At 52.4% G+C, this 21,671-nt stretch carries 24 protein-coding genes; 8 read left to right on the forward strand and 16 right to left on the reverse strand.

Going from position 1 to position 21,671, the window contains the following annotated elements; all coding sequences use genetic code 11:
- Nucleotides 1–3: 3 nt before the first annotated feature.
- Complete coding sequence (locus PsW64_RS19615) at nt 4–1,134, reverse strand: efflux RND transporter periplasmic adaptor subunit (RefSeq protein WP_063292967.1); 1,131 nt, start codon at nt 1,132–1,134, stop codon at nt 4–6.
- A 186-nt stretch (nt 1,135–1,320) separates the two neighbouring features.
- Between PsW64_RS19615 and PsW64_RS19620 the strand changes: the two genes are divergently transcribed.
- Nucleotides 1,321–1,899 (forward strand): TetR/AcrR family transcriptional regulator, encoded by a 579-nt coding sequence (locus PsW64_RS19620; protein ID WP_244277309.1) that lies wholly within the window; start codon nt 1,321–1,323, stop codon nt 1,897–1,899.
- Here PsW64_RS19620 and PsW64_RS19625 read toward each other — a convergent pair.
- From PsW64_RS19625 to PsW64_RS19660, 8 genes are all read right to left on the reverse strand, one after another.
- The gene (locus tag PsW64_RS19625; RefSeq protein WP_063304660.1) at nt 1,890–2,336 is read right to left on the reverse strand and encodes a PaaI family thioesterase; all 447 of its coding nucleotides are present in this window, start codon (nt 2,334–2,336) and stop codon (nt 1,890–1,892) included. The two genes, PsW64_RS19620 and PsW64_RS19625, sit on opposite strands and share 10 nt — an antisense overlap.
- A 77-nt stretch (nt 2,337–2,413) precedes the next feature.
- Entirely contained in the window at nt 2,414–2,911 is a 498-nt protein-coding gene (locus tag PsW64_RS19630; RefSeq protein ID WP_208860638.1) for an invasion associated locus B family protein, read from the reverse strand.
- Nucleotides 2,912–2,929: 18 nt separating this feature from the next.
- A complete protein-coding gene (locus tag PsW64_RS19635; RefSeq protein WP_063304661.1) occupies nt 2,930–4,135 on the reverse strand; it encodes a YadA C-terminal domain-containing protein in 1,206 nt (401 codons plus the stop codon).
- Nucleotides 4,136–4,694: 559 nt separating this feature from the next.
- On the reverse strand, nt 4,695–5,588 hold the full coding sequence (locus PsW64_RS19640) for a sugar kinase (RefSeq protein WP_063292963.1): 894 nt from the start codon (nt 5,586–5,588) through the stop codon (nt 4,695–4,697).
- A gap of 57 nt (nt 5,589–5,645) precedes the next feature.
- Nucleotides 5,646–6,716, reverse strand: a complete 1,071-nt coding sequence (fbaA, locus tag PsW64_RS19645) for a class II fructose-bisphosphate aldolase (RefSeq protein ID WP_057462099.1) — start codon at nt 6,714–6,716, stop codon at nt 5,646–5,648.
- Nucleotides 6,717–7,302: 586 nt separating this feature from the next.
- Nucleotides 7,303–8,070, reverse strand: a complete 768-nt coding sequence (locus tag PsW64_RS19650; protein WP_063304662.1) for a hypothetical protein — start codon at nt 8,068–8,070, stop codon at nt 7,303–7,305.
- Nucleotides 8,071–8,081: 11 nt separating this feature from the next.
- Nucleotides 8,082–8,807, reverse strand: a complete 726-nt coding sequence (locus PsW64_RS19655; RefSeq protein WP_063304663.1) for a HupE/UreJ family protein — start codon at nt 8,805–8,807, stop codon at nt 8,082–8,084.
- 32 nt (nt 8,808–8,839) lie between these two features.
- A complete protein-coding gene (locus PsW64_RS19660) occupies nt 8,840–9,226 on the reverse strand; it encodes a hypothetical protein (RefSeq protein ID WP_208980891.1) in 387 nt (128 codons plus the stop codon).
- A gap of 177 nt (nt 9,227–9,403) precedes the next feature.
- Between PsW64_RS19660 and PsW64_RS19670 the strand changes: the two genes are divergently transcribed.
- Nucleotides 9,404–9,952, forward strand: coding sequence for an RNA 2'-phosphotransferase (locus tag PsW64_RS19670; RefSeq protein ID WP_063304665.1), 549 nt, complete (start codon nt 9,404–9,406; stop codon nt 9,950–9,952).
- A 157-nt stretch (nt 9,953–10,109) separates the two neighbouring features.
- Nucleotides 10,110–11,618 carry a choline-sulfatase gene (gene betC / locus PsW64_RS19675; RefSeq protein ID WP_063287893.1) on the forward strand — a complete coding sequence of 503 codons (1,509 nt, stop codon included), beginning with the start codon at nt 10,110–10,112 and terminating at the stop codon, nt 11,616–11,618.
- Nucleotides 11,619–11,659: 41 nt separating this feature from the next.
- Here the strand turns inward: betC and PsW64_RS19680 are convergent, their stop codons facing one another.
- Nucleotides 11,660–12,856, reverse strand: a complete 1,197-nt coding sequence (locus PsW64_RS19680) for an MFS transporter (RefSeq protein ID WP_063304666.1) — start codon at nt 12,854–12,856, stop codon at nt 11,660–11,662.
- A gap of 214 nt (nt 12,857–13,070) precedes the next feature.
- Here PsW64_RS19680 and PsW64_RS19685 point away from each other — a divergent pair, with 214 nt between their 5' ends.
- Entirely contained in the window at nt 13,071–13,979 is a 909-nt protein-coding gene (locus tag PsW64_RS19685) for a DMT family transporter (RefSeq protein WP_057462075.1), read from the forward strand.
- Nucleotides 13,980–13,985: 6 nt separating this feature from the next.
- Here PsW64_RS19685 and PsW64_RS19690 read toward each other — a convergent pair whose 3' ends face one another.
- Both PsW64_RS19690 and PsW64_RS19695 read right to left on the reverse strand, forming a co-directional pair.
- Entirely contained in the window at nt 13,986–14,951 is a 966-nt protein-coding gene (locus tag PsW64_RS19690) for a D-2-hydroxyacid dehydrogenase (RefSeq protein WP_063304667.1), read from the reverse strand.
- Nucleotides 14,952–14,955: 4 nt separating this feature from the next.
- The gene (locus PsW64_RS19695) at nt 14,956–15,345 is read right to left on the reverse strand and encodes a winged helix-turn-helix transcriptional regulator (RefSeq protein WP_057462073.1); all 390 of its coding nucleotides are present in this window, start codon (nt 15,343–15,345) and stop codon (nt 14,956–14,958) included.
- A 260-nt stretch (nt 15,346–15,605) separates the two neighbouring features.
- On the opposite strand from PsW64_RS19695, the gene PsW64_RS19700 reads away from it, so the two are divergent.
- Nucleotides 15,606–16,145, forward strand: coding sequence for a histidine phosphatase family protein (locus PsW64_RS19700; protein WP_208980892.1), 540 nt, complete (start codon nt 15,606–15,608; stop codon nt 16,143–16,145).
- Between the two features lie 11 nt (nt 16,146–16,156).
- Here PsW64_RS19700 and PsW64_RS19705 read toward each other — a convergent pair whose 3' ends face one another.
- The 3 genes from PsW64_RS19705 to PsW64_RS19715 all read right to left on the reverse strand — a co-directional run bounded on the left by PsW64_RS19705 (nt 16,157) and on the right by PsW64_RS19715 (nt 18,374).
- Nucleotides 16,157–17,005: an NAD-dependent epimerase/dehydratase family protein gene (locus PsW64_RS19705; protein ID WP_063304669.1), complete on the reverse strand. Its 849-nt coding sequence runs from the start codon at nt 17,003–17,005 to the stop codon at nt 16,157–16,159.
- Nucleotides 17,006–17,023: 18 nt separating this feature from the next.
- Entirely contained in the window at nt 17,024–17,461 is a 438-nt protein-coding gene (locus PsW64_RS19710; protein ID WP_082596634.1) for a DMT family transporter, read from the reverse strand.
- 94 nt (nt 17,462–17,555) lie between these two features.
- Complete coding sequence (locus tag PsW64_RS19715; RefSeq protein WP_063304670.1) at nt 17,556–18,374, reverse strand: TerC family protein; 819 nt, start codon at nt 18,372–18,374, stop codon at nt 17,556–17,558.
- Nucleotides 18,375–18,722: 348 nt separating this feature from the next.
- Between PsW64_RS19715 and PsW64_RS19720 the strand changes: the two genes are divergently transcribed.
- Nucleotides 18,723–19,223, forward strand: a complete 501-nt coding sequence (locus tag PsW64_RS19720; RefSeq protein WP_057462069.1) for an AAA family ATPase — start codon at nt 18,723–18,725, stop codon at nt 19,221–19,223.
- A gap of 110 nt (nt 19,224–19,333) precedes the next feature.
- Here the strand turns inward: PsW64_RS19720 and PsW64_RS19725 are convergent, their stop codons facing one another.
- Entirely contained in the window at nt 19,334–19,951 is a 618-nt protein-coding gene (locus tag PsW64_RS19725; RefSeq protein WP_063287900.1) for a flavodoxin family protein, read from the reverse strand.
- A gap of 99 nt (nt 19,952–20,050) precedes the next feature.
- Between PsW64_RS19725 and PsW64_RS19730 the strand changes: the two genes are divergently transcribed.
- Together PsW64_RS19730 and PsW64_RS19735 are read left to right on the forward strand one after the other, a co-directional pair.
- Nucleotides 20,051–20,953: a LysR family transcriptional regulator gene (locus tag PsW64_RS19730; protein ID WP_208980893.1), complete on the forward strand. Its 903-nt coding sequence runs from the start codon at nt 20,051–20,053 to the stop codon at nt 20,951–20,953.
- Between the two features lie 95 nt (nt 20,954–21,048).
- Nucleotides 21,049–21,486 carry a DUF488 domain-containing protein gene (locus PsW64_RS19735; RefSeq protein WP_063304995.1) on the forward strand — a complete coding sequence of 146 codons (438 nt, stop codon included), beginning with the start codon at nt 21,049–21,051 and terminating at the stop codon, nt 21,484–21,486.
- The last annotated feature ends 185 nt before the right edge of the window (nt 21,487–21,671 follow it).

Below are 21,671 nucleotides of genomic sequence, written 5' to 3' on the forward strand. Positions count from 1 at the left end.
GTGCTAGTGCCCCGCTGGAGTTGGGGCGACGTGCTGGCCCGGTAAGAACGCGGCCATCGGCAGCTGAACAACGCGCTTCTCATCCATCTCTTGCAGCTCATTCGGCATCTTCACGATGATGTCTGTATCATTGCGGAACACGACAGAAGCTTCAAAGCGCTGCAGCTCGTCCTTGTTGTTTAAGAACCAGATGAACCCTTCCTGAGTGAGCACAGTCGCAGGCAATTTCAGGCTGTCGTTGACTGTTTTACTCTGCAGTTCAACTTTCACGAACTCGCCCGGCAAAACAGTGGTTTCCGGTGATTTCACGATCTCGAGGAAGAGCTGATAACGGCGCGATTTAGGGTCAAGGAAGCCGCCACCGCGCTGGATTCTGGCAAGCCCGACCAGTTCCTTGTCAGCATTATAGATCTTCGCCGGAAATTCCTGCCACGCCTTTTCCAGCAGGTTCCATTGGGCTTGGTCCAGAGAGACGGTGATGTCCAACTGCTCAGCGTCCAACAGGGTGAACAAGGTATCGCCTACAGAGATGCTTTGGCCGATGCTCACATGGCGTTTTGTCACAAACCCGCTGAAGGGGGCCTTGATGGTGGTCGTGTTCACATCATACTGCGCGACTTTTACCTTCTGGACAGCAGCTTCCAATGCTTTTTCTGCAACGCGCAGTTCCGGAATATGGACGGCCATTTCCGGTGGGGCTTCCTTCGGGTTCACTGCGCGCCAGTTTTTCAGCGCAAGCACATGCTTGTTCTGCTTTTTCTTCAGATTGAATTCTGCAGTCGACTGCTGGTATTTGGCATCTTCCAGCTGGGCTTCGTAAGTGTGCTTTTCCAGCTGCGCCATCACCTCATTCTTGGAGACTTTCTTACCTTCAAGGGCCTGAGGAGCCACGGACAACAGCTTGCCAGAGACCTGCGCCTTTAGATCCGCAGTCCAACGTGGGCGCACTTCGGCAAAAACAGAAATATGTCCGGTGTTATCGGCTGCCTGCGCAGTCACATAGCTGACCACAGGCAGAACAACGTCCTTTTCTCCGATGTCGACATCACTTGTGTCTTCAAGCGAAAGAACATAGGTACCGACAGTTCCCAGTAGCACCAATGCCGCTGACAACCACACAATCCGTTTGGACATTCAGTGCTCCTGAGCAATATGTTTAATTGAGGCAGGTTTCAGAGTTTGGTTTAGGCCTACGGAATGCCCGATTATCGCTGAGTGAACGCCTCTAGATCATCTCTGATCTTGATTTATGAGACGGTTGTGTATCATAATAATTATATGTGAGACAAGTGCGTCTCATAAAATGAGGGTGAAATGTTAATGCGTGATAAAAGGGCTGTTAAGTCCCGCAGAGCCCTGATTGAAGCTGGCCTGGCAGAATTGCCAGTGAATCCAATGGCTTCATTAACGGAGATCGCTGAGGTTGCCGGGATTGGTCGCGCCACGCTGTATCGACATTTTGCGTCTCGGGAAGCGTTGATTGAGGAGGTCCTGAAGGTCAGCTTTGAGGATATTATTAACGCGCTGACGCCTATTGAGAAAGAAAACCTTCGCGGGAAGCAAGCGATGATGCGGGCTGTTGAGCTGATGCTTCCGCTCGCTGACCGGCTGCGTTTCCTCTCATCCTTCTGGCTGGATGGGGAACGCGTTTTGAGCAAAGATCCACGCTATGCCTTTATGGAAAAAGAGACAATCATTACGGTTGAGCAGGCGAAAGAAGATGGTGACATTCGTAAGGAACTACCGACGCGGTGGGTGATGAACACCTACGACGCACTGCTTTTTTCTGCCTGGGATATGATTGTGAAAGAAGAGGCGGATATCCGCGATGTCACGGCATTGCTCATGACGACCTTCTTTGACGGCGTCGGACCAAAGCCTCGCGAGACTCAGGAGTGATCAAGCCGCATCTCGCGCTGTGGTGCGCGTTTGAAAGGGCCGGTGGCTGTTGCGATCAGTTGATCGTTCTCGTCAAACAACTGTGCTTCTGCAAAGAGCGTTGATTTACCGCCGCCAACAACTTTGCCCTTCGCAACCAACCGCTTGCAGATGGCAGGTGCGATGAAGTTGACTGTCAGTGACAGCGTCACAAACGGTTGCTTACCAGTAGGATCCACCGTTGCGCTGCAAGATCCACCGCAGGCATTGTCCAGCAACATGGTCACAATCGCCCCATGCACAAACCCACTGCGGTTGGCAAACCTGGCATCAATATCCAACGCACATGTCGCCGTGCCATCCTTAGGGAAAAGCTCCAGCTCATACCCAATAAACCGCTGAAATTCGGTCTCATCACGAATGGATATGGAGTTGTCGGTGTTGGATGAGTACGTCACAGCGGCCTTGTTCCTCCCTACAGGTGCAAGGCATATCAGTAACTTACTCCTCCCAAGAAATCTATTTGGCCTTCTGGCTACGGTGTCAGCATTTCCATACGCTTATGGAAGGCGTTCCAGTTGCGGGTGAAGCCAATCAGAGAATAGTTGAGGGCCAGCTGTTTTCTGTCGCCTGCCTTGCGAACGAGGATCGACATTTTGTCTCCCCGCTTCAGAAAATCCACCACCGTCTGGTTTGCAGTAAAGGCAGCTTCGCACCCATCAGGATTGCAGGTGATCAGCTTGGCCTGAATGATTGCCGCTTCGTCAATGCCGATGTTGATGCCGCTTGGGATGTGAATACCGAGGGGTAGCTTAAGGATGCCCGCGTATGTGGTGGCATTGAGTTTGCGAAACGCGATGTTGTTAAACAAGGTGCCGTTTTGCAGCCGGATCTCGGCGTACATTTGGCATTGTTGCCTGCTGCATTGAACAGACCATTCCTCTTTTGCCTGAGCTGAGGAAGGTGCGAGAACACCCCCGCCATGGAAAACCATGGCGAAGGCTACGAAGAAAAATGAAAGAAGTCGGCTCATGTGCCTCTCCTTGAAAACTTAGAATGAGAAACCGAGACCCGCGCCAGCGGCGACGTTGTCATCAAAGTCGGTTGCGACGGAGGCGGTGATCGCCATGTTGTCCATTGGCATGAAAGCAGCTTTCATTGAACCTGCAGACTTGCCTTTGAAGTGCCCGAAACCACCAGAGAGGGAGAGGCCGTTGTAACCGCCCTGAATGATCGGCGCGTTGGCAATCGCGATTGCCATGGCAACACCGGACTGCAGCTCATCAACGTCCTCTTCCAATGAAACGATGCGGGAGCTGTTGTCAGAAATAGCTGCGCTGTTGGCAGTAATACGCTCAGCATTGCTGTTGACTGCTGCCACAACACTGTTGCGAGCTGTGCCGGTAAAGGTGGAGTTCAGATCAGCCAGAGAGCCGACCTTCTCGTTGAGCTTGGTCACAGCCGAAACAACGGTGGTGTCTGCCGGAGTTGGTGCCTGCAGATCGCTTGGCAGTGTGCTGATGTCGCCAATCTTAGCATCTACCGCGTTGAAGGATGCCAGAATGCCATTCGCTAAGCCTTCGCCGCTTTCCAGTGCCTGAGCTGTTGCACGGCCAGATGCATTGGCGCCATTGGCCGTGGTGAAGGTGCTGTAGTTCTCGTGTGGTAACTGCTCCGCCGCGTAGTTGTCTACTGCAGTATCAAGCGTACCCAGATCTGCCGCCATGTTCGCAGGCAGAGCGCCGCTCGTGAAGTCAGCCGCCGCTGGATCTGTCGGAGCATCCATAGTGATCTCTTCGCCAGCAGCAGCTTTTGCCTCTACGTGGTCCAGGTAAGCTTTCCACTCGGTTTTGGCTGTTGTGCCATCTTTGAGTGCAGCTTCAATATCGCGGACTTCCTCCAGAGGCGTGCCTGTGTTGTTCTTCAGCGGATCTTTAACACCATCAGAGATTGCCGCTGGTGCTGTTGTCTGCACTGTTCCAAACAGGGTCTCAAAGTCGGAAATAGTTTGGCTGTTACTGGCAATATCTGCGGCGTTGCCTTTGATTTCATTTGCGAAAATGCGATCAACGTCTGCGCTGTCGGCAATACCGGTTTGCGATGTCTCAACAAGGGCTGTGTCAGCGTTGTCTGACGAGCCTGTGTAATGAGTCACCACATTGCTGCCATCTGTGGTGATAGTAATTGTGCCTGCGTGTGCCATGCCTGCACTCGCCAGCAAGGCGACCAAAGCACATGAATATTTGAGATGAGTCATAGTATAAACCCTGTTTTAAACAATAGAAACTGAGCTAAATACTGCTGCCGGAAACTGTGTAATTGGCATGCAGAAATTGTTCTGTCGCGTCAGGCGAGCAGTTGTTTGTATGCAATTTGTGTTTGTGTGAAAGAAGCCTGCGATCAATGGGCTTCATCATGTGCTTACTTATATTCTCTGGAATTCGTGAAGAATATTAGTGAAACTGAGCCCGTAATATTCAACGTTATTAAAAGTCGGGAATGAGAAGCCAGAGATATCTTGGTTTTCACTGGTGTGATCCTGCAAAAAATATCTGCAGACTGGGGTTTTCCACCTTTTCTAATCCGCCTGAATCAAGGGGGTATAGCTGACAATAACTAAGGGAAGCTGGTCTGGATCTTTGGCGCTACATATGAAAAAGACAAAATAAAAACCCCGCCTCATAAAGAGACGGGGCTTTTTGAGTGTGCGAGCGCCACATGAACACGTGCCCGTGTGGGGCCTATTATTGTTATTGTTCGTTCTTATTGTTTTTATTTGGCTCTAAATGGCTTCACCCATGGCAAAGCCGCTTAGATTAGTCGCTCGCAGGAAAGTTTTTCTGCACGTTGTCCAAGTCGAGGACGGTTGGCAGAGAGGCCTCGTTGCCGAGGAACTGAATGGCATGTGCGGAAGCCGCACGAGCCAGTTTGAAATGGTCTTCCCAGGTCCCCTGAGGGTCTGCCAGGTAGCCGTAAACATAGGCGCCGTGGAAGGTATCACCCGCACCGTTGGTGTCGATGACGCGTTCTTTTGGCACTTTCAGAGCTGGCAAACGCTTGATTGGGCACTTGTCTTCGTACCACAGCAGGCCCTTTTCGCCCTGAGTGACACCACCGACCTTCACGCCTTTGGCACGCAGGTATTCCAGTGTGTCTTCCGGGGATTTTTCCAGCTGCTCACAGAACAGCTCAGAAACGATCGCCACATCAATGTAGTCGAGCAGTTCCTCGGTGTTCTCACGAACGGCACCGCCATCCAGAGACGTCAGGATGCCATGTTTGCGGCATAGCTTTGCGTAATGCAGAGCAGCGTGTGGGATGTGACCATCGACGTGCAGCGCCTGACAACCTGCGAGGTTGAGTTCAGGAACCGGATGCAGGAAGTCGTTATCACGGCAACGCACGATGGCACGCTTGCCATCCTTTGGCATGATGAAGGAGAGGGAACTTTCCTTCACTTTAGCGCCGTGGATCGGAATGGAATACTTGGCCGCCATGTCGCGGAACATGCGAGACAGCCAGTCGTCTGCCATGGAGCACAGCAGGTCAGGTGAGATGCCCAGCTTTGCGCAGACGAAAGCCGCGGTGACAGCGTTGCCACCAAAGCTGACGGCGTAATCCTGAGCAATTGCCTTCTCATCACCTTCCGGCATGGTCTCTGACAAAAAGGTCACGTCAATATAGGACTGGCCAATAAATAGCGCTTTCATCCTGTACTCCATTAAAGTCCAGGCCACACCCCCAACGTGTGGCCTGTGAGGTCATTCTTACTGCGCCAGGGATTTACCAGTGCTGCGAAGGTCTTCAAAGGCTTCTGTCAAACGAGTGACGATTCCTTTTTCACCTTCACGCAGCAACTTGCGCGGATCGTAGACCTTCTTATAAGGGACACCGGTCTCTGGGTCGATCTGGTGTTTGAACGCATTTGGCGTTTCGAACACATAAGCGCCCGCCTGTTCGGAGAATGCGAACTGGGTGTCGGTGTCGATGTTCATTTTGAACACGCCGTAGCCCAGGCTTTCTGCGATTTTTGCTTTTTCAGAGCCGGAACCACCGTGGAACACGAGTGGCAGTGGGTTTTCACCCAGACCGTGGGTTTCGCGAACCAGTTTCTGGCTTTCACGAAGAATCTCAGGGCGCAGCTTCACGTTGCCTGGCTTGTACACGCCGTGCACGTTGCCGAAGGATGCTGCCACAGAGAAGTGGCCCAGTGGGTCGAGGCGGTTGTACGCTTCCAGTACGTCTTCTGGCTGGGTGTACAGTTTCGGATTGTCAGATCCGATGTCGTCGTCGGAACCAACGCCGTCTTCTTCACCACCGGTGCAGCCGAGTTCAATCTCAAGGCTCATCTGCAGTGGAGCCATGCGTTTCAGCAGGCGTTCACTTTCCGACAGGTTGTCTTCCAGAGTTTCCTCAGAAAGGTCCAGCATGTGAGACGTGAAGAGTGGACGACCATTTGCACGGAAGTAGTCTTCACCGTGCGAGATAAGAGCTTCCAGCCAAGGCACCAGCTTACGGTTTGCGTGGTCTGTGTGGAGCACAACGCAAACACCGTAGTGTTTTGCCAGCAGGTGCACGTGTTGGGCTGCGGAAACCGCGCCAAGAACACGGGCCTGGAAGCTATCCGGCAAGGCTGCTCCAGCATAGAACTGTGCGCCGCCGTTTGAGAGCTGTACGATTACGTCGGATTTGTTGGCTGCTGCAGCTTCGAGCACTGCGTTGATTGAGTTGGAGCCAACTACGTTTACTGCTGGAAGAGCGTACTGCCCTTCGCGTGCTGCCTGAATGAGGGTTTTGTATTCTTCGCCAAAAATGACGCCTGGACGCAGCTTCGTCACCTTAAAGGTCTCCCGATCGCATGTTGAGTGAGTAAAAAGCGAAGCCCGGGAGGAGGGAATGCTGTCTATAACAGCAGGGAACGGACTTCGCTTTTACTCATGTGGTTCGGTTGTTACGCACCAGCTAAAAGGGGGTATAGCTGGCAGTAAGGCCCCGAATTAGGCTTGCCGAGGGTGGCGGCAAACCTTGCAGGTGAAAAACTTTTCACCGGGTGCAAAAAGATTTGAAGGGAAAGTGCATCGAAACGCGTTGGAATGAAATAAGTAGGAATACGTAGTTGATGCAATCGCACGAAAGCGTGGTTTGACCACGTTATAACGATTTAAAATTCCCTCAAATGACAAATCACAAACTAACTGAGGGGAACGTGCGGGTTAGTTGCAATATTATTTGTACCAAAGCGCTTTGGCGAGACATATATCAGTATTACCTCGAGTAATAGGTATTGAACCCCATGACAGATTGTCGCCGAATATTGTGCGCTTAAGGGGAAAACCCGGGTGATTTTTAGGTTTTGCAGGCATTTTGCCGGGACACTACAGAAAAACCACCCGAATTGACGATTAGGTCAACTTGATGAGACGCTTACTTTATTCGTTTAAACGACTCGTATTCTCCGCGTGTTTGCAGTGATAAAGTAACAGGGCTGTTAGTTCTGTTACGCCAGAACCAACCATGGTTGCCATCAAATGCCGCTGTAATCTGTCCTTCATCTTGCGGCACACCGCGCCCTTTCACGTAGGAGATGGAGCGACCACCCCCGTCACCGTGTGTGTCGAAGTTCAATGTGCCTCCGTTTGCCGTCCAGCGAAACGCTGCACTCTTGCCGGCCTTCATCACCAGCTTCACCTCAACACCCTGACCGGGATCAAGTTGAATGGTGGTCTGATCGCTTTTGATGGCAGGTGTCGGGGCAACAGGTTGAGCCGCGGGTACTGCAGCAACAGTTTTCGCTGGTGCAACAGTCTTTGTGTCAACTCGGCGGGAGGTGGCAGTCACACGCTCGCGCAACTGCTGTTTCAGCATCACCTCAGCCAGCTTGCGTTCAATCTCGTCAACGCGGTTGGTCAGTTCCGGTGAAGTGGTTGCCGCTGGCTGAGTGAAGGCTGTCGGTGCAGAAGCCGCAGTTGCAGCTGCATCGGCTGCACTTTCCTCTGCCAGCTGGGATTTGATCTCACCCATCTCTGTCAGGCCCAGAACGCGGCCCATGCCGGTGGCATCTACCCCGTATTCAGAGGGCAGGATAACTATGATGAGAAGAGCCAGAGCAGACAACGCTGCGATAATGGTGGAGCGTTTCAGCTGCGCGGAAGATGGCAGCTCAGTGCGCTTTGGTGGAGTTGTATTATGCATGGTGCCTCACATTAAAAAGATAGAATGAGGCCCGTGAGCTGGTATCCTACCAACGCAAAGCCTGCTGTCATCATGGTGGTGTTCAGGGAATAGGCGTAACGCCAGAAGGTCTGCGTGCGCCGCCAATAGCCCATGACAATGAGAATGCCGCTCAAGGCCAGTAACTGACCCAGCTCGACGCCCACATTGAAGGCGATGAGGTTTGGCACCAGACCATCCGGTGAGATCTCGTATTCGAGGATCTTGGTGGACAGCCCAAAGCCATGAAAGAACCCGAAGACCAGTGTGGTGAGGCGGGTGTTGGGCTGATACTTAAACCAGACCCGGAAGGCACCCATATTATCAAGCGCTTTATAGACCACTGAGAAGCCAATGATGGCGTCAATGATGTAGGCGTTGATGCCAATGTTGAAGTAGACTCCAAGCAGCATCGTGGTGGAGTGGCCGATCGCGAACAGGCTCACATAAACGCCGATGTCTTTGGTCTTGTAGAGGAAGAACACGATCCCAAGCAGGAACAGGATGTGGTCGTACCCCGTGACCATGTGCTTGGCCCCCAGATACATGAAGGGGATGATGTTGATCCCGGAGATCTCTTGAATATAGCCCTTGTCACCGGTCGCGATGCCATGGGCTGCCGCAGGCAACGTGAGTGCCAGCAGCAGGATGCAGGAAAGCAGCAGCAAACGCGCGGGCGTCCACCGCTCAGCGCCTGCGCGCTGAAGAGGAAATGTCATGGAAAATCCATCTGTAGTTTATAGGATTGGTGCTACAGAAGGAATGGTCGGGGAGGGCGCTCCAGCCTTGAAGCGAGGTCATATCGCAAGCTTTTGACGGGCTGCGCTACATGCTTGCCAACCTCAGCAGAAATCACAGGACGCGTGAAACGTGCTTCAGCCGGTGCTTCATGAGAGTGATCAGCAGAATTATGTCCGTGCAGATGTCCGGAGATTTGCAGGTCATCTTCAAGCACGTCGTGGCTGTGGCCTGCTTCCTGATCATGCGTGTCCGTAACCACATGCTGCTGATAGGTAGTTTGCGCCAGAGCACCCAGATCATGCGAAGGCGTTGACCGGCCCATGACAGAAAACACGAGCATCAGAGTGATGCACGTGAGCAGGGCAGATCTCAGCAATGTCACAACACGAAACGGCATGCAGCTGTCGGTCAACTCTCAAACATGGAATACGCTGAATAGTCAGAGGACTATGGCAATACCATGGACCTTGGCAGAGAAAAAGACAGGAAAGTTGAGTGCCTTGGAAAACCCATGCTACCACGATAGCTTATCAATGATTCTCGTATTTATTGCCAAGAAAAAGTTAGAAGCTTCATGCCCAAAATAAACAATACCGATGCCGTTGCGGCCAGCAAGTACCTAAGTTTCATCCTTCGACATAAGCCAGAGGAAATCGGTTTGCAGCTTGACCCGGAAGGTTGGGCAAACATCAACGAGTTGATCGAACGTGCAAAACCTCAGGTCGAGCTGACATTTGAAATGATTGAGCAAGTGGTGATTGAAAGCGACAAGCAACGTTTTAAGCTGTCAGATGATAAAATTCACATCCGCGCAAATCAGGTACATTCCGTCAAAGTGGATCTGAAACTTATCCCCGTGACGCCGCCAGGCGTCCTTTATCATGGTACAGCTGAGCAAAACTGGGACTCAATTATGAAGCAAGGCCTGAAGGCCCAATCGCGTCATCACGTTCACCTTTCCCAAGACAGAGCGACAGCGATCAAAGTTGGTCAACGCCATGGCAAGCCCATTGTGCTTCTGATCGATTCAGAACGAATGCATCATAGCGGTGTGCAGTTCTATCAATCCGACAACGGGGTATGGCTGACAGATGTTGTCATACCCGAGTTTATCTCGAGATAACCTTCGCTTAGGGTCTCTATTCATCGCCTGACTGACGTTGTATGCATAGGGGGTATTACTGACTCGCGTTTCAGTTCTTGCGCTTGGCGATGATGCCAGAGCGTAGGTGATTGAGCGTGGAGGTCACTCCTTCTCACCAGATTTCAGCCGGTACCCAATGAGCAAACCAAACATTCTGATATTTATGGTCGATCAGTTGAACGGAACTCTGTTTCCTGATGGTCCGGCTGATTGGCTGCATGCGCCGAACCTTAAGAAGCTGGCGGAGCGTTCGACCCGTTTTAAGAATGCCTATACGGCTTCTCCACTTTGTGCGCCGGGACGGGCTTCGTTTATGTCAGGTCAGTTGCCAAGTGCGACTGGTGTTTATGATAATGCGGCAGAGTTTGCATCCTCCTTGCCGACGTATGCGCATCACCTGCGCAGGGCAGGGTATCAGACCTGTTTATCGGGTAAGATGCATTTTGTTGGCCCCGATCAGCTTCATGGATTTGAAGAGCGGTTGACCACAGATGTTTATCCGCCTGACTTTGGTTGGACGCCTGACTACCGCAAGCCCGGTGAGCGGATTGACTGGTGGTATCACAACATGGGGTCTGTAACCGGATCTGGCACCGCCGAGATCACCAATCAGCTGGAATATGATGATGAGGTCGCCTACAACGCCACGCGTAAGGTTTATGATCTGGCGCGGGGCAATGATGAGCGGCCATGGTGCCTGACGGTATCATTCACTCATCCGCATGACCCTTATGTGGCACGGAAGAAATATTGGGATCTCTATGAGGATTGTGAGCATCTTCTGCCAGAGGTTCCTGCAATGCCTTACGAGGAGCACGATGCGCATTCAAAGCGTATCTTTGATGCCAATGACTGGCGTTCCTTTGATATCAAAGAGGAAGACATCCGCCGGTCCCGCCGCGCTTATTTTGCGAATATCTCGTATATCGACGATAAAATCGGTGAGGTGATGACTGCGCTGGAGAGCACGCGGCAAGAAGCGATCATCCTGTTTGTCTCAGACCATGGCGATATGCTGGGTGAGCGCGGTTTGTGGTTCAAAATGTCGTTCTTTGAAGGCTCCGCACGCGTGCCCTTGATGGTTTCTGCTCCACAGATGGAACCCGGTTTGGTGACGACACCCGTAAGCAACATTGATGTGTGCCCGACGTTGTGTGACTTGGCGGGCATCAGCATGGCAGAGGTGATGCCGTGGACCACCGGAGAAACGCTGGTTGGCTTGGGGCAGGGTGAAACGCGCACATCTCCTGTTGCGATGGAATATGCGGCAGAAGCGTCTTATGCACCCATGGTGTCACTGCGCGAGGGCCGTTGGAAGTTCAACAAATGCCTGCTGGATGAAGATCAGTTGTTTGATCTGGAAGCAGACCCCCATGAACTTCACAATCTGGCTCAAGACCCTGAACATCAAAGTGTCGCAGACGAGTTCCGCACAAAAGCCGCCGCACGCTGGGATCTGGACCGTTTTGATGCAGATGTTCGTGCCAGTCAGGCGCGTCGATGGGTCGTTTATGAAGCGCTTCGTCAGGGCGGACATTACCCTTGGGATTACCAGCCCCTGCAAAAAGCCTCCGAACGCTACATGCGCAACCACATGGATTTGAACATTTTAGAAGAAAGCCAGCGCTTCCCAAGAGGCGAATAGTTTTAGTTGGAGGGGGTGATTGAGGTCCTACAGAAACGACCTCAATTGACTTCAATAGTTTCGCTGAGCTCCAGCTTTTGCGTAGAAGCAAGTACAGCATGTATTTGCAGCAAGAGAAGCCCGAAGCAACTGATGGCGAAGACGAACCAATAGTAGTTTGAGGCCGGAAACCCCACGATGAGCAGGGAGAGCAGGAAACCGAAGAGGGTTCGCTGGACGTAGGTCAGGGAGCTGATGACAGAGAGGTAGCTGCCAAAAATATCCTTTTCAACCTTGCTCATAACATATGTGTTGAAAGCGACGCGATTGGCTGACCCCATAGCACCAAGTATTCCCATGCCAATTACAATGGTTGGAAGAGTTGGGAACAGGCTGATTGTGAGCAGCGCAAGACTGAAGACCGTTAGGCAAATGCGCATTATCCTTATGGCGGACCCTGTTGAAACGAACCGGCTGATGAGAAAGCCGGAGAGGGCTGCTCCTAAGCCATAGGAAATAGAGAGTTTTGCAAGGGCGGATACATCCAGTTTGAGTACACCGCTCAAATAGATGGGATGCACTAGGTTGAGCATCATAACAGCCACGAATGTAATGTTGGCGCAAACTCCCAGCAGTACCAAATCCTTCCGTTTGAAGATACTGCGGAAGACGGTGCGGGAAACGCGTGCACGGGCCGGTCTTGCTTGCTGTGTGTAAGGAATGAAGCAAAACAGTAGGGCGGAAAGCAGCATCAGGCCGCTGTTCAACTGCAACAGGAACTGGAAGTCGTTGCTGTTCACAGCGTAGATCATCAACAGACCCACCACAAAGGTGGAGGCCTGCATTTCCACCTGCATCCAGCCATTGACTTTTCCGCGCTCACCTTCCGCAAACACTTCCTGAATGAACGCTGTCAGGGCGTTGTAGAAGAACAGAAAGAAGACCTGTGAGGCGAAGTAGAACGTGCTTAAACTGGCGATTTTAAGAAATGAGTTGCCATAGGCGACGGATGCAATCTGTAAGACACCTGCCATTATCGCGATGCAAATCATCAGGGTTGAGCGACGTGAGAACCTGTCCACCACTCTGCCGGAGACTGGTGCGAGAAAGATCAGCAAAGCAGTGGCATAGGTTGCTGTAAAGGCAAGGACTTTCTCACCGCCAAGAGACCTTGACAGTTCCCAGGGGACGATGGTCAGCGCGATCCCCATGGCAATGGATGCAATAAAATTTGCGAACACCAAAACAGACAGTTTCATCCCGTTTCCCCCTTGCAGTTCAATGGAGCATATTTAGAAAGAAAAAACTATCTTTATTTAATTGGGCAGGTATCACGCCGCTATTATCACTCGAATAACTGTTCTATATTTCTCAAGAGTTGGTGAGTTCGCAGACTGTTCAGCCTCAAGAAACCTATGGAGCATATAGGGCTTTGTCCGTATGCTGGATGTGTTGGATTGAGGATAAATCAAAATGGAACTCTGGATTCCAATCACCATTGCAGCGGCGTTTAGCCAGAACCTGCGGTCGGCACTGCAAAAGCACCTAAAAGGCAAAATTGGAACCACAGGAGCCACGTTTATTCGTTTCGGCTTTGGCTTCCCTATTGCGGTGTTTTACCTTGCTGTGATCCTCAAGCTAACAGGAGAATCCGTTCCCGATGTGGGGACAACATTCTACTGGGCTGCTGCGTTTGGCGGTTTGGCGCAGATAATTGCCACCTTCCTGCTCGTACACCTGTTCTCTTACCGCAATTTTGCTGTCGGTACGGCCTATTCCAAAACTGAGCCGGTTCAGGCGGCACTCTTTGGCTTTATCTTGCTGGGAGAGCAACTGACACCGCTAGGCATGGGCGCGATTGCGCTAGGGATCATCGGGGTGTTGTTCATCAGCTTTGGGAAGCAACGTCCAACAGGGGCTATGGTGCTGTCCACTCTGGTTGGGAAACCAGCATTGATTGGTCTGGCATCGGCAGCGTTCTTTGGGGCATCCGCCGCGTTCTACCGCACAGCTTCGCTTTCCGTTGAGGCTGACTCTTTCTTGCTGCAGGCGGCGTTTACGCTGGTGTGTGTGACGGCCTTTCAGACCGTTGTCATGGGCAGTTGGATGACTGTGACGTGTCCTGCAGAGTTACGCGCAGCGATCCGGAACTGGCGCTTGTCCGGTCTGGTTGGGCTTGCGGGTATTGCCGGGTCCATCGGTTGGTTTACAGCAATGACATTGCAGCAAGTGGCGTATGTGCGTGCACTGGCTCAGATTGAGCTGGTGTTTACGCTGGCTGCATCATGGATGTTCTTCCGCGAGAAGATTACGCCGATTGAGCTGGCAGGGTGCGTGCTTGTTGCCCTCGGTGGGGTAGGCATCGTCATGGCTGCCAGCTAAGAGGCTTTAACTGCCTGAACGACCAACGGCGTTGGTTGGTGTGCCCTTCTGGAAGCTTTCCATGTGAGAGATCAGCTGGTCCCAAAGGGTCTGCATGGCTTCTTCTGATGCCCAGGCCACATGCGGGGTTACGATCACGTTCGAGCGCTCCAGAATGCTGAGAAGGGGATTATCCTCCTGCGGTGGTTCTGTGGTGAGCACGTCAAATCCCGCTGCTGCGATCTGGTCGTTGTTGAGCGCCTCCACGAGTGCAGCTTCATCCACCAATCCACCACGAGACGTGTTGATGAGGATTGGCTTTTGATGCATCGCGTCAAACTCAGGCGTGGAGATGATACCGCGTGTTTCTGGAGTTAGCGGCGTGTGCAGGGAGATGACATCACTGGTCGTAATCACCTCTTGCCAGGCGGTGTAGCCAGAGCGGACATCTGTTGCTCCCTTGCGCTCGGCAAATACAACGTCCATACCCAGAGCTTCGCCGATCCGCGCGGTGCCCTTGCCCAATGTACCTGAGCCAATGATGCCCAGGCGCGAGCCGGACAGATCTTTGATCGGGTGGTTGAAGAAGCAGAATTTGCCTGACTTCTGCCATTCGCCATTGACCACGTCCTCGCGGTATCCCACCAGCGAACGACGCAGAGCGAAGATGAGAGCGAAGGCATGTTCCGGAACGGTATTGACCGCGTAACCGTGCACATTGGACACCACGATGCCCAGCTCGTCACAGGTCGCGATGTCCACCTTGTCGTAGCCTGTTGCTGCAATGCAGATCAGCTTCAGGTCTGGCAGCTGCTTCAGCACATCGGCGGAAAGAGGCACCTTGTTGGTGATGCAGATCTGAACCCCGTGCAGCTTCTCCAGCACTTCCTCAGGAGAGGTGTTGTCATGTTCCACCCAGTCATGCGGAAAGGTTGGTTTGGAGATGTGGACGCTCGGTCCAATAGTGCTGCGGTCCAGAAAAGCAATCTTCATAAGGTTACCCTGAAAATGTTGGAAGCAATGCGTCAAAGATGGAGGATGGTTCGGCACTCTCATCATCCACGCCATTGCGGGCCTGCCCCCAATCGCTCAGGGCATTGAGAACCGGAATAAGCGAAAGGCCGTCTTTGGTCAGCGAATATTCCACGCGCACGGGCACTTCAGCAAACACCTCACGGCGGACGATGAAGTGCTCTTCCAGTTCTCGTAGAGAACGGGTGAGCATCCTGTCGGAGGCGCCGGGCATGAGCTTCTTCAACTCGGAAAAACGCTTGGAACCGGTTACGAGATGGTAGAGCAGGATCGGTTTCCACTTGCCGCCGATGATTGCTACGGTGGTGGCGACTGCTTCTATTGAGCCGATATGAGCTGCACTGTCACTTGTCATTTTTGCTTACACGCTTGTTCGTATCACTCGTCATGCGGGTAGGACGCACACTTACAGGTGCTATATCAGCTTTTAATCAAAATCAAACGAAGTTTCAGTGAGCTAGAGCTGAATATGCTCAGCCTAACAGTTAGCCTTGCGTAAGGCTTGAGCCCGCTCAAAACGCTCTGGACACGCCTTCAGGTTCCCGCCAATATCCGTAGCTTCGATTTATATGATTTGAGTTGGATGGTCTTTTGGCGAGATACCCGGAAATTTTCGTGCTTCGGCATGGTCAAACAGAATGGAACGTAGCGGGCAGATTTCAGGGGCACCAGAATTCTCCACTCACGGAGAAGGGCAAAGAGCAAGCTCTGCTGCAAAACAAGCTGCTCTCAGGTGTTGAAGCCCTGCCGTCTACTGCGTTCGTCAGCCCGCAACCCCGCACAGTGCACACGGCGCAGTTGGCACTGGGGCCAGAGATTGAGCAGAAGCTGGATGACCGGCTGAAGGAGATCTACTTTGGCGCCTGGGAAGGGCTAACCAAGGACGAAGTAAAAAATCTGGTCGGAGATGACTACGAAAGCGGCCTCTGGCATTTTCAGAGCCCGCAGGGTGAAACCTTTGAGGCGATCTCAGGCCGCGTTCAGCACTTTCTGGAGGAGCTGACCGAGCCTGCCGTTGTTGTCACACACGGCATCACCTCCATCATCCTGCGCGGACTCTACATGGGCCTCAACACACTGGAACTCCTGCAACTCCCCCGCAAACAAGGCTGCATCTATCACCTTTCCAACGGGTCAGAGCAGGTGCTGGAATAAGAACCAACTTATCAGAGAGCGTTATGCATGGCTGTGAAATCAAAGCTGTCGTGCTTGCTCTCCCAATTCAGCTCTTGTTTCGCATAACTGGGGTCGTAAACGCGGTCGATTGACCTTGGCAATGTCCAGCCTTGCGATTGAAATAGTTTTACAATCGCGGGGGATCTCCGGGCGATAACGGCAGGTGCATCTGTTTTGAGCTCCTCTGCGTCTTCGGGCAGGAAGGGTGTTTGGCCGGAGATGATGACGCGGCCAAAATCGTTGCCGTCATCAGTGAGTGCAGCCACGTGCGCTGTGGCAACGTCGCGTTTATCGATACCTCTGTGAAGCCGATAAGCTGCCATCAGGACGGGGTCCTCTGGAAAGCATCGTGACATGCGCAGGGCTCTCACCTTGAACCTACCGCTTGCCAGTAGTGCCAAATGGTTTTCGGCTTCTAATTTGGTGCGGTGATAGATCGTGCGTGGCTGTGGTTCCACCTGCTCTGTGATCCAGGCTGCTTTGTCTGCAAGCGTGTTGGCCTGTCCGTAAAGAGCTGTGGTGCTGGTGAAAATGAAACGCTGAACACCTTCCGCACGCGCCATGCGAGCCAGCGCAACTGTACCCTTTAAATTGATCCGGTGAAATTCATCCTCCGAGAACACGCCTACATGTGGGGCATGCAAGGCTGCTGAGTGGACCACCGCGACTGCTCCCTGACAGAGGCGCTGCAGAGTGTCTGCATCAGAAATGTCAGCAATGTGTGTTGTTGTTGATGCAGCGAGGCGGTCTATACCGACGACATCGTAAGTTGGCTTGAGAGCTAAGACGATCTCGCTGCCAATGCGACCGGAACTTCCTGTGACAATGACCTTCTGCATTTCTGAGGCTCCTGAGACTTACCGCACCATCAAATAAGCGCCGGAGATCAGCAGCATGGCGGCGAGGGCGCGGCTGAGGTCTATGGAGCGAATGGGCAGATTGAAGAGGCCGAAGTGGTCGATGACCATGCCAGCCATTAACTGCCCGACGATGATGAGCAGCACAGCAGAGGTTGCGCCCAACTTTGGCAGGGTTTGTGTGATGGTGAGATAGAGGATGAGGCCAAAGACACCGCTGGCCAGCATGTACCACGGAATGGTGCGCCACTCACTGATCTGCTCACCCTTGCGCGCAAACAGCAGGGCAAGCGATGCAATCAGGCCGCCTGCATGAATGATGACACTGGCGGCAGCTCCGCCAACGCGTTGGCCCATAATACCGCCCATAGGCGCTTGCAGGCCAACGGCGACACCGCCCAGCAGACCGATAAAGCAAATCGCGAGTAGTTCCAGCACAGATAGAGATCCGATTCTTGTAGAGATTAGAGCAGCTAATCCCCTCTGTATCGGTCTCCACCTGCTCTGCCTATGCAGAAATGCTGATCAAACCCTATAGGTTCGCTAAACTGCCGAAGCGGGTTGCTTGCCTGTTTTCCACGCGGCCTGGCCGTGAAGGCTTGGTCAGATACCGGATGTTGGACTTCCGGTGTTTCTGAACAGCCTTTATCTTCTTGCTCAGCTGAATGTGAACGATCTCCAACAGCAAACCAAAGGCCATCGCAAAGTAGACATAGCCCTTGTTGATGTGGATCTCGAAGCCCTCAGCCATGAGAAGACCACCGAGCAAAATAAGGAACAGCAGGGCCAGCGCTTTTAGGCCCGGGTGCTTTGTGACGAGCTGGTTGATTGCACCAGCTGTCAGCACCATGACAACGGCAGATGCCAGAATTGCGGCGACCATGATTGGCAAATCATCCGTCAAACCAACAGCGGTGATCACCGAGTCCATGGAGAACACGGCGTCCATCGCCACGATTTGCAGCAGCACGACTGTCATGCCGTTTGCCAGGTGAGGTGCGTGCTCAGTATCACTCGCCACCAACAGGTGTTTCAACTCCGCCACGCTCTTGGCCAGCAGGAATGCGCCGCCGCCAATAAGGATCAGGTCACGACCGCTGATATCAACGGTGCTGACCTGAAACAGCGAGTAGGTGAGGGACATCACCCAGCTGATGGAGAACACAAGCCCCACACGGGCAAGCACGGCCAGTCCGATACCAAGGTTTCGGGCAATCGCGCGTTGGTGTGCAGGAAGGCGCTCACACAGAACCGAAATGAACACGACGTTATCAACGCCCAAAATCAGCTCTAGTCCAAACAGGGTAAGAAAGATTAGCCAAACCTGTGGCTCAAGGAGAAGCTCTATCATTGGTAAGGCTCCCTGATCAGAACCTCACCGGTGATCGGTCGACAACCAGAAGCGTCGTCCATTGTTTTTTGTACCTCGACAAAGGAAGATAGCCGTATCCGCTGGCATTGGGGGCTATCACCTTATGCTTCACTTGCCAGCGGCGGGCATTTTGACGGAAATTTACTCACTCATAAATAGGTGTAAGTACTTATTTTGCGAGATGTGATGCATGTAAAGGCTTCGCATAAATGGCAGAAATGCCTAAGATTTTTATGGATTCGGGGTGCTATGTCACATTGTGCAACCTGAAGTGAATATGAGTATGATAGATCTATAATTTTGGAATAGATTTTTATGGAGGTAATTATGACTGCTCAGGAAACAAAACTGCTTCTGGTATGCGGAAAGATTGCTTCCGGCAAATCCACTCTTCTCACGCATCTGGTGAATGATCATCATGCGGTGCTGATCAGCGAAGATCATTGGAACGCGACGCTCTTTCCCGATGAGTTGAATACGCTGGAGGATTACGTGAAGTATTCTGCCCGCGTGAAAAAAGCGCTTGGCCCGCACATTGTGGGCCTGCTGCAGCATGGTGTTTCTGTTGCGTTGGACTTTCAGGCCAACACGGTGCGGGATCGCAAGTGGATGAAGAGCTTGTTTGAGGCTGCTAATGTCGCCCACGAGCTGCATTACCTCTCCGTGCCTGATGAGGTGTGCAAGGAACGCCTTTGGGTGCGCAATGAGGCAGGCGAGCATCAGTTTACGGTCAGTGAAGCTCAGTTTGAGCAGTTCACCAAATACTTTCAGGCGCCAACCGTTGATGAAGGTTTCAATGTCATCCTGCACGACTTTCAGGCCGCCTGACGAAAAAGGCCCCTCGGCAAAGAGGGGCCAGTTTTGCAAAAGTCGTTGAGACAACAGTTTATGCTGCTTGGCGTTTTTGTAGGGTCGACTTTTACGTTGTCAGTAAAGCCTTAAGCCGTTGCTTCCAGCTCTTGTGGTTGAGTGGCCGGAGCCTTGCCCCAGCGCAGGGATGCTTCCGCAATGCGCTTGCCAAAGGATTCTGCCGTGCGATGATCTGCATTTGGTGGCGCCACATCTGGCCCTTCATCCACGTTAGCTTGTGCCATCATGCCCAGATAAGAACCGAGGCGGTTGATGTCTTCAACGGAGCCAGCACTGGAGTTATTACCTGCCATATCGTTGGCGCCAACCCAAATCATACCCTGCTGAGCTGCAAAGACAGACATCTGCACGAGAGTAGTCATCTTATCGCCAGACTGTGAAGCCGATACCGTGAAGCCAGCCGCCAGCTTATTTTGCCAACCACGGTCAAACCAGACCTTGGAGGTTTCATCCATGAACATCTTAAAGGGACCGCTGACAGAGCCCAGATAGGTTGGTGAACCGAAAATGATGGCATCAGCGTTGTTCAAAATGGCAAAGTCGCCGTTTAAACCAGTGACATCGACCAGCACACCATCTGCGTTTTCAATTGAATTGATGCCATTGACGACAGACTTCGCCAGCGTTTCGGTGTGACCAAAACCAGAGTGGTAGGCAACAGCGACAGAAACTCTCTTATCCTGCATATTTTGTTCCTTTGAAATTGAGAGTGTGCGTTCTGCCGATACATGAGGGGCTGGCTTAATGAATACAAATGCATTAATTCAATAAGAACTATGCAGAAAATGAATTATTTAGGTCTTGATGGCCGCGCCCTGATGATGTTGAAGCTGATCCATGAAAGCGGATCAGTGACGCAGGCTGCGCAGATGATGGGCGTAAACCAGTCCACCGTCAGCCATGGATTGGAGCGGGTGCGGGGTCTTTTGGGAGATCCGCTGTTCGTCAAAGCAGGCCGCAATGTGGTGCCGACAGAGCGTATGGATGCTCTGATGCCCATGGTGGAAGAGCTGCTGCAAACGCTGGCGTTGATCGGTGAACCGTCAAAGTTTGATCCGTCCACCGCAACCAACCGCTTTGTGATTGACTGCCGTGATGAAGATCATAACCTGCTGATCCCCTCAGTAATCAAGCGCTTACGGCAGGAGGCTCCTGGCGTAACTCTCCGTTGTCGCCTGTCTCATCGTCACGAGGTCGCTTCACTGGTGGATGGCGATGCCGACCTGCTGTTCACCCCCCTGCAACCACCAGACTCCCATGAGTTTGTTGCGCAAACGCTGTTTGATGATGAGTTTGTGGTGTTCTACGATCCTAAAACACGAGATGCTCCGGACACGCTGGAAAAATATGTCGCCGCACCGCATGCCAACATGCTGGTAACTGCTGATGAAGTGACGTTCATTGACCGCGCATTGGCTGAGTTGGGCCACAAACGCCAGACGGTTTATTCCGCCCCCAGCTTCAACGCCCTTGCTGCGACATTGCCAGGCACAGACCTGATTGCGACCATGCCCCGCAAACTGATCTGCGGTGGCATAAAGTCCGGCCTCGCCTCCTGCAAGTGCCCAGCCCCTGTCGTCGACGTTGGCATCAGCGCCATCTGGCACATCCGCAACCGAACCTCTCCCGCCCACAAATGGTTCCGCGACCTCATCCTGTCTCAGGCACAAGCGCTGTTTGGCGGTTAAATCCTTCCACCGTTCTGCTTTTGATCACCAGCATGGCGCCCGTGTTGCAGATGAACTAAAACAGACTTGCTTGGCTAAGAGATAAAGTGATTGATATGACCCTGACAACAATCGGTTTCACCAAAACAACAGCAGAGAACTTCTTTGGCCGCTTGCAAAGTGCGGGCGTCAAGAAGGTGATTGATGTGCGCCTCAATAACACTTCTCAGCTGGCTGGTTTTGCCAAGTCTAATGATCTGGCCTTCTTTTTGGAAGCCATTGGCGGCATTGGCTATGAGCACGAGCCATTGCTGGCACCGGATCAGGATATGTTCAAAGCCTTCAAGAAAGAGAAGGGCGACTGGACCATCTTCAAAGACCGCTTCATGGGCCTGCTCTCCCAGCGCAAGGTAGAGAGCAAGTTCAAGGCAGATATGTTCGAGGGCGCCTGTCTCCTCTGCTCCGAACACCTCCCCCACGAATGCCACCGCTCCCTCGTCGCCAACTACCTCAACAGCCGCTGGGGCGGAGCGCTGAAGGTGACGCACCTTTGACTTAGGGGTAGTTGGTCGGTTTCAGATTTCGTAAGAGTACTAGGCAACCCAGTAGTCAGAGAATCGATTTCTGCTAATTGCGACCGATGAGAAATATTTATCCAAAACTCCAAAAATAAAACTTGATTATATTACTCATGTTTTATAGGTAGAGGGCAGCCGCAAGCCAATACCTCTTTCTATAA

Source organism: Pseudovibrio sp. W64, from assembly GCF_001623145.1.
In the GTDB taxonomy this organism is placed as follows: domain Bacteria; phylum Pseudomonadota; class Alphaproteobacteria; order Rhizobiales; family Stappiaceae; genus Pseudovibrio.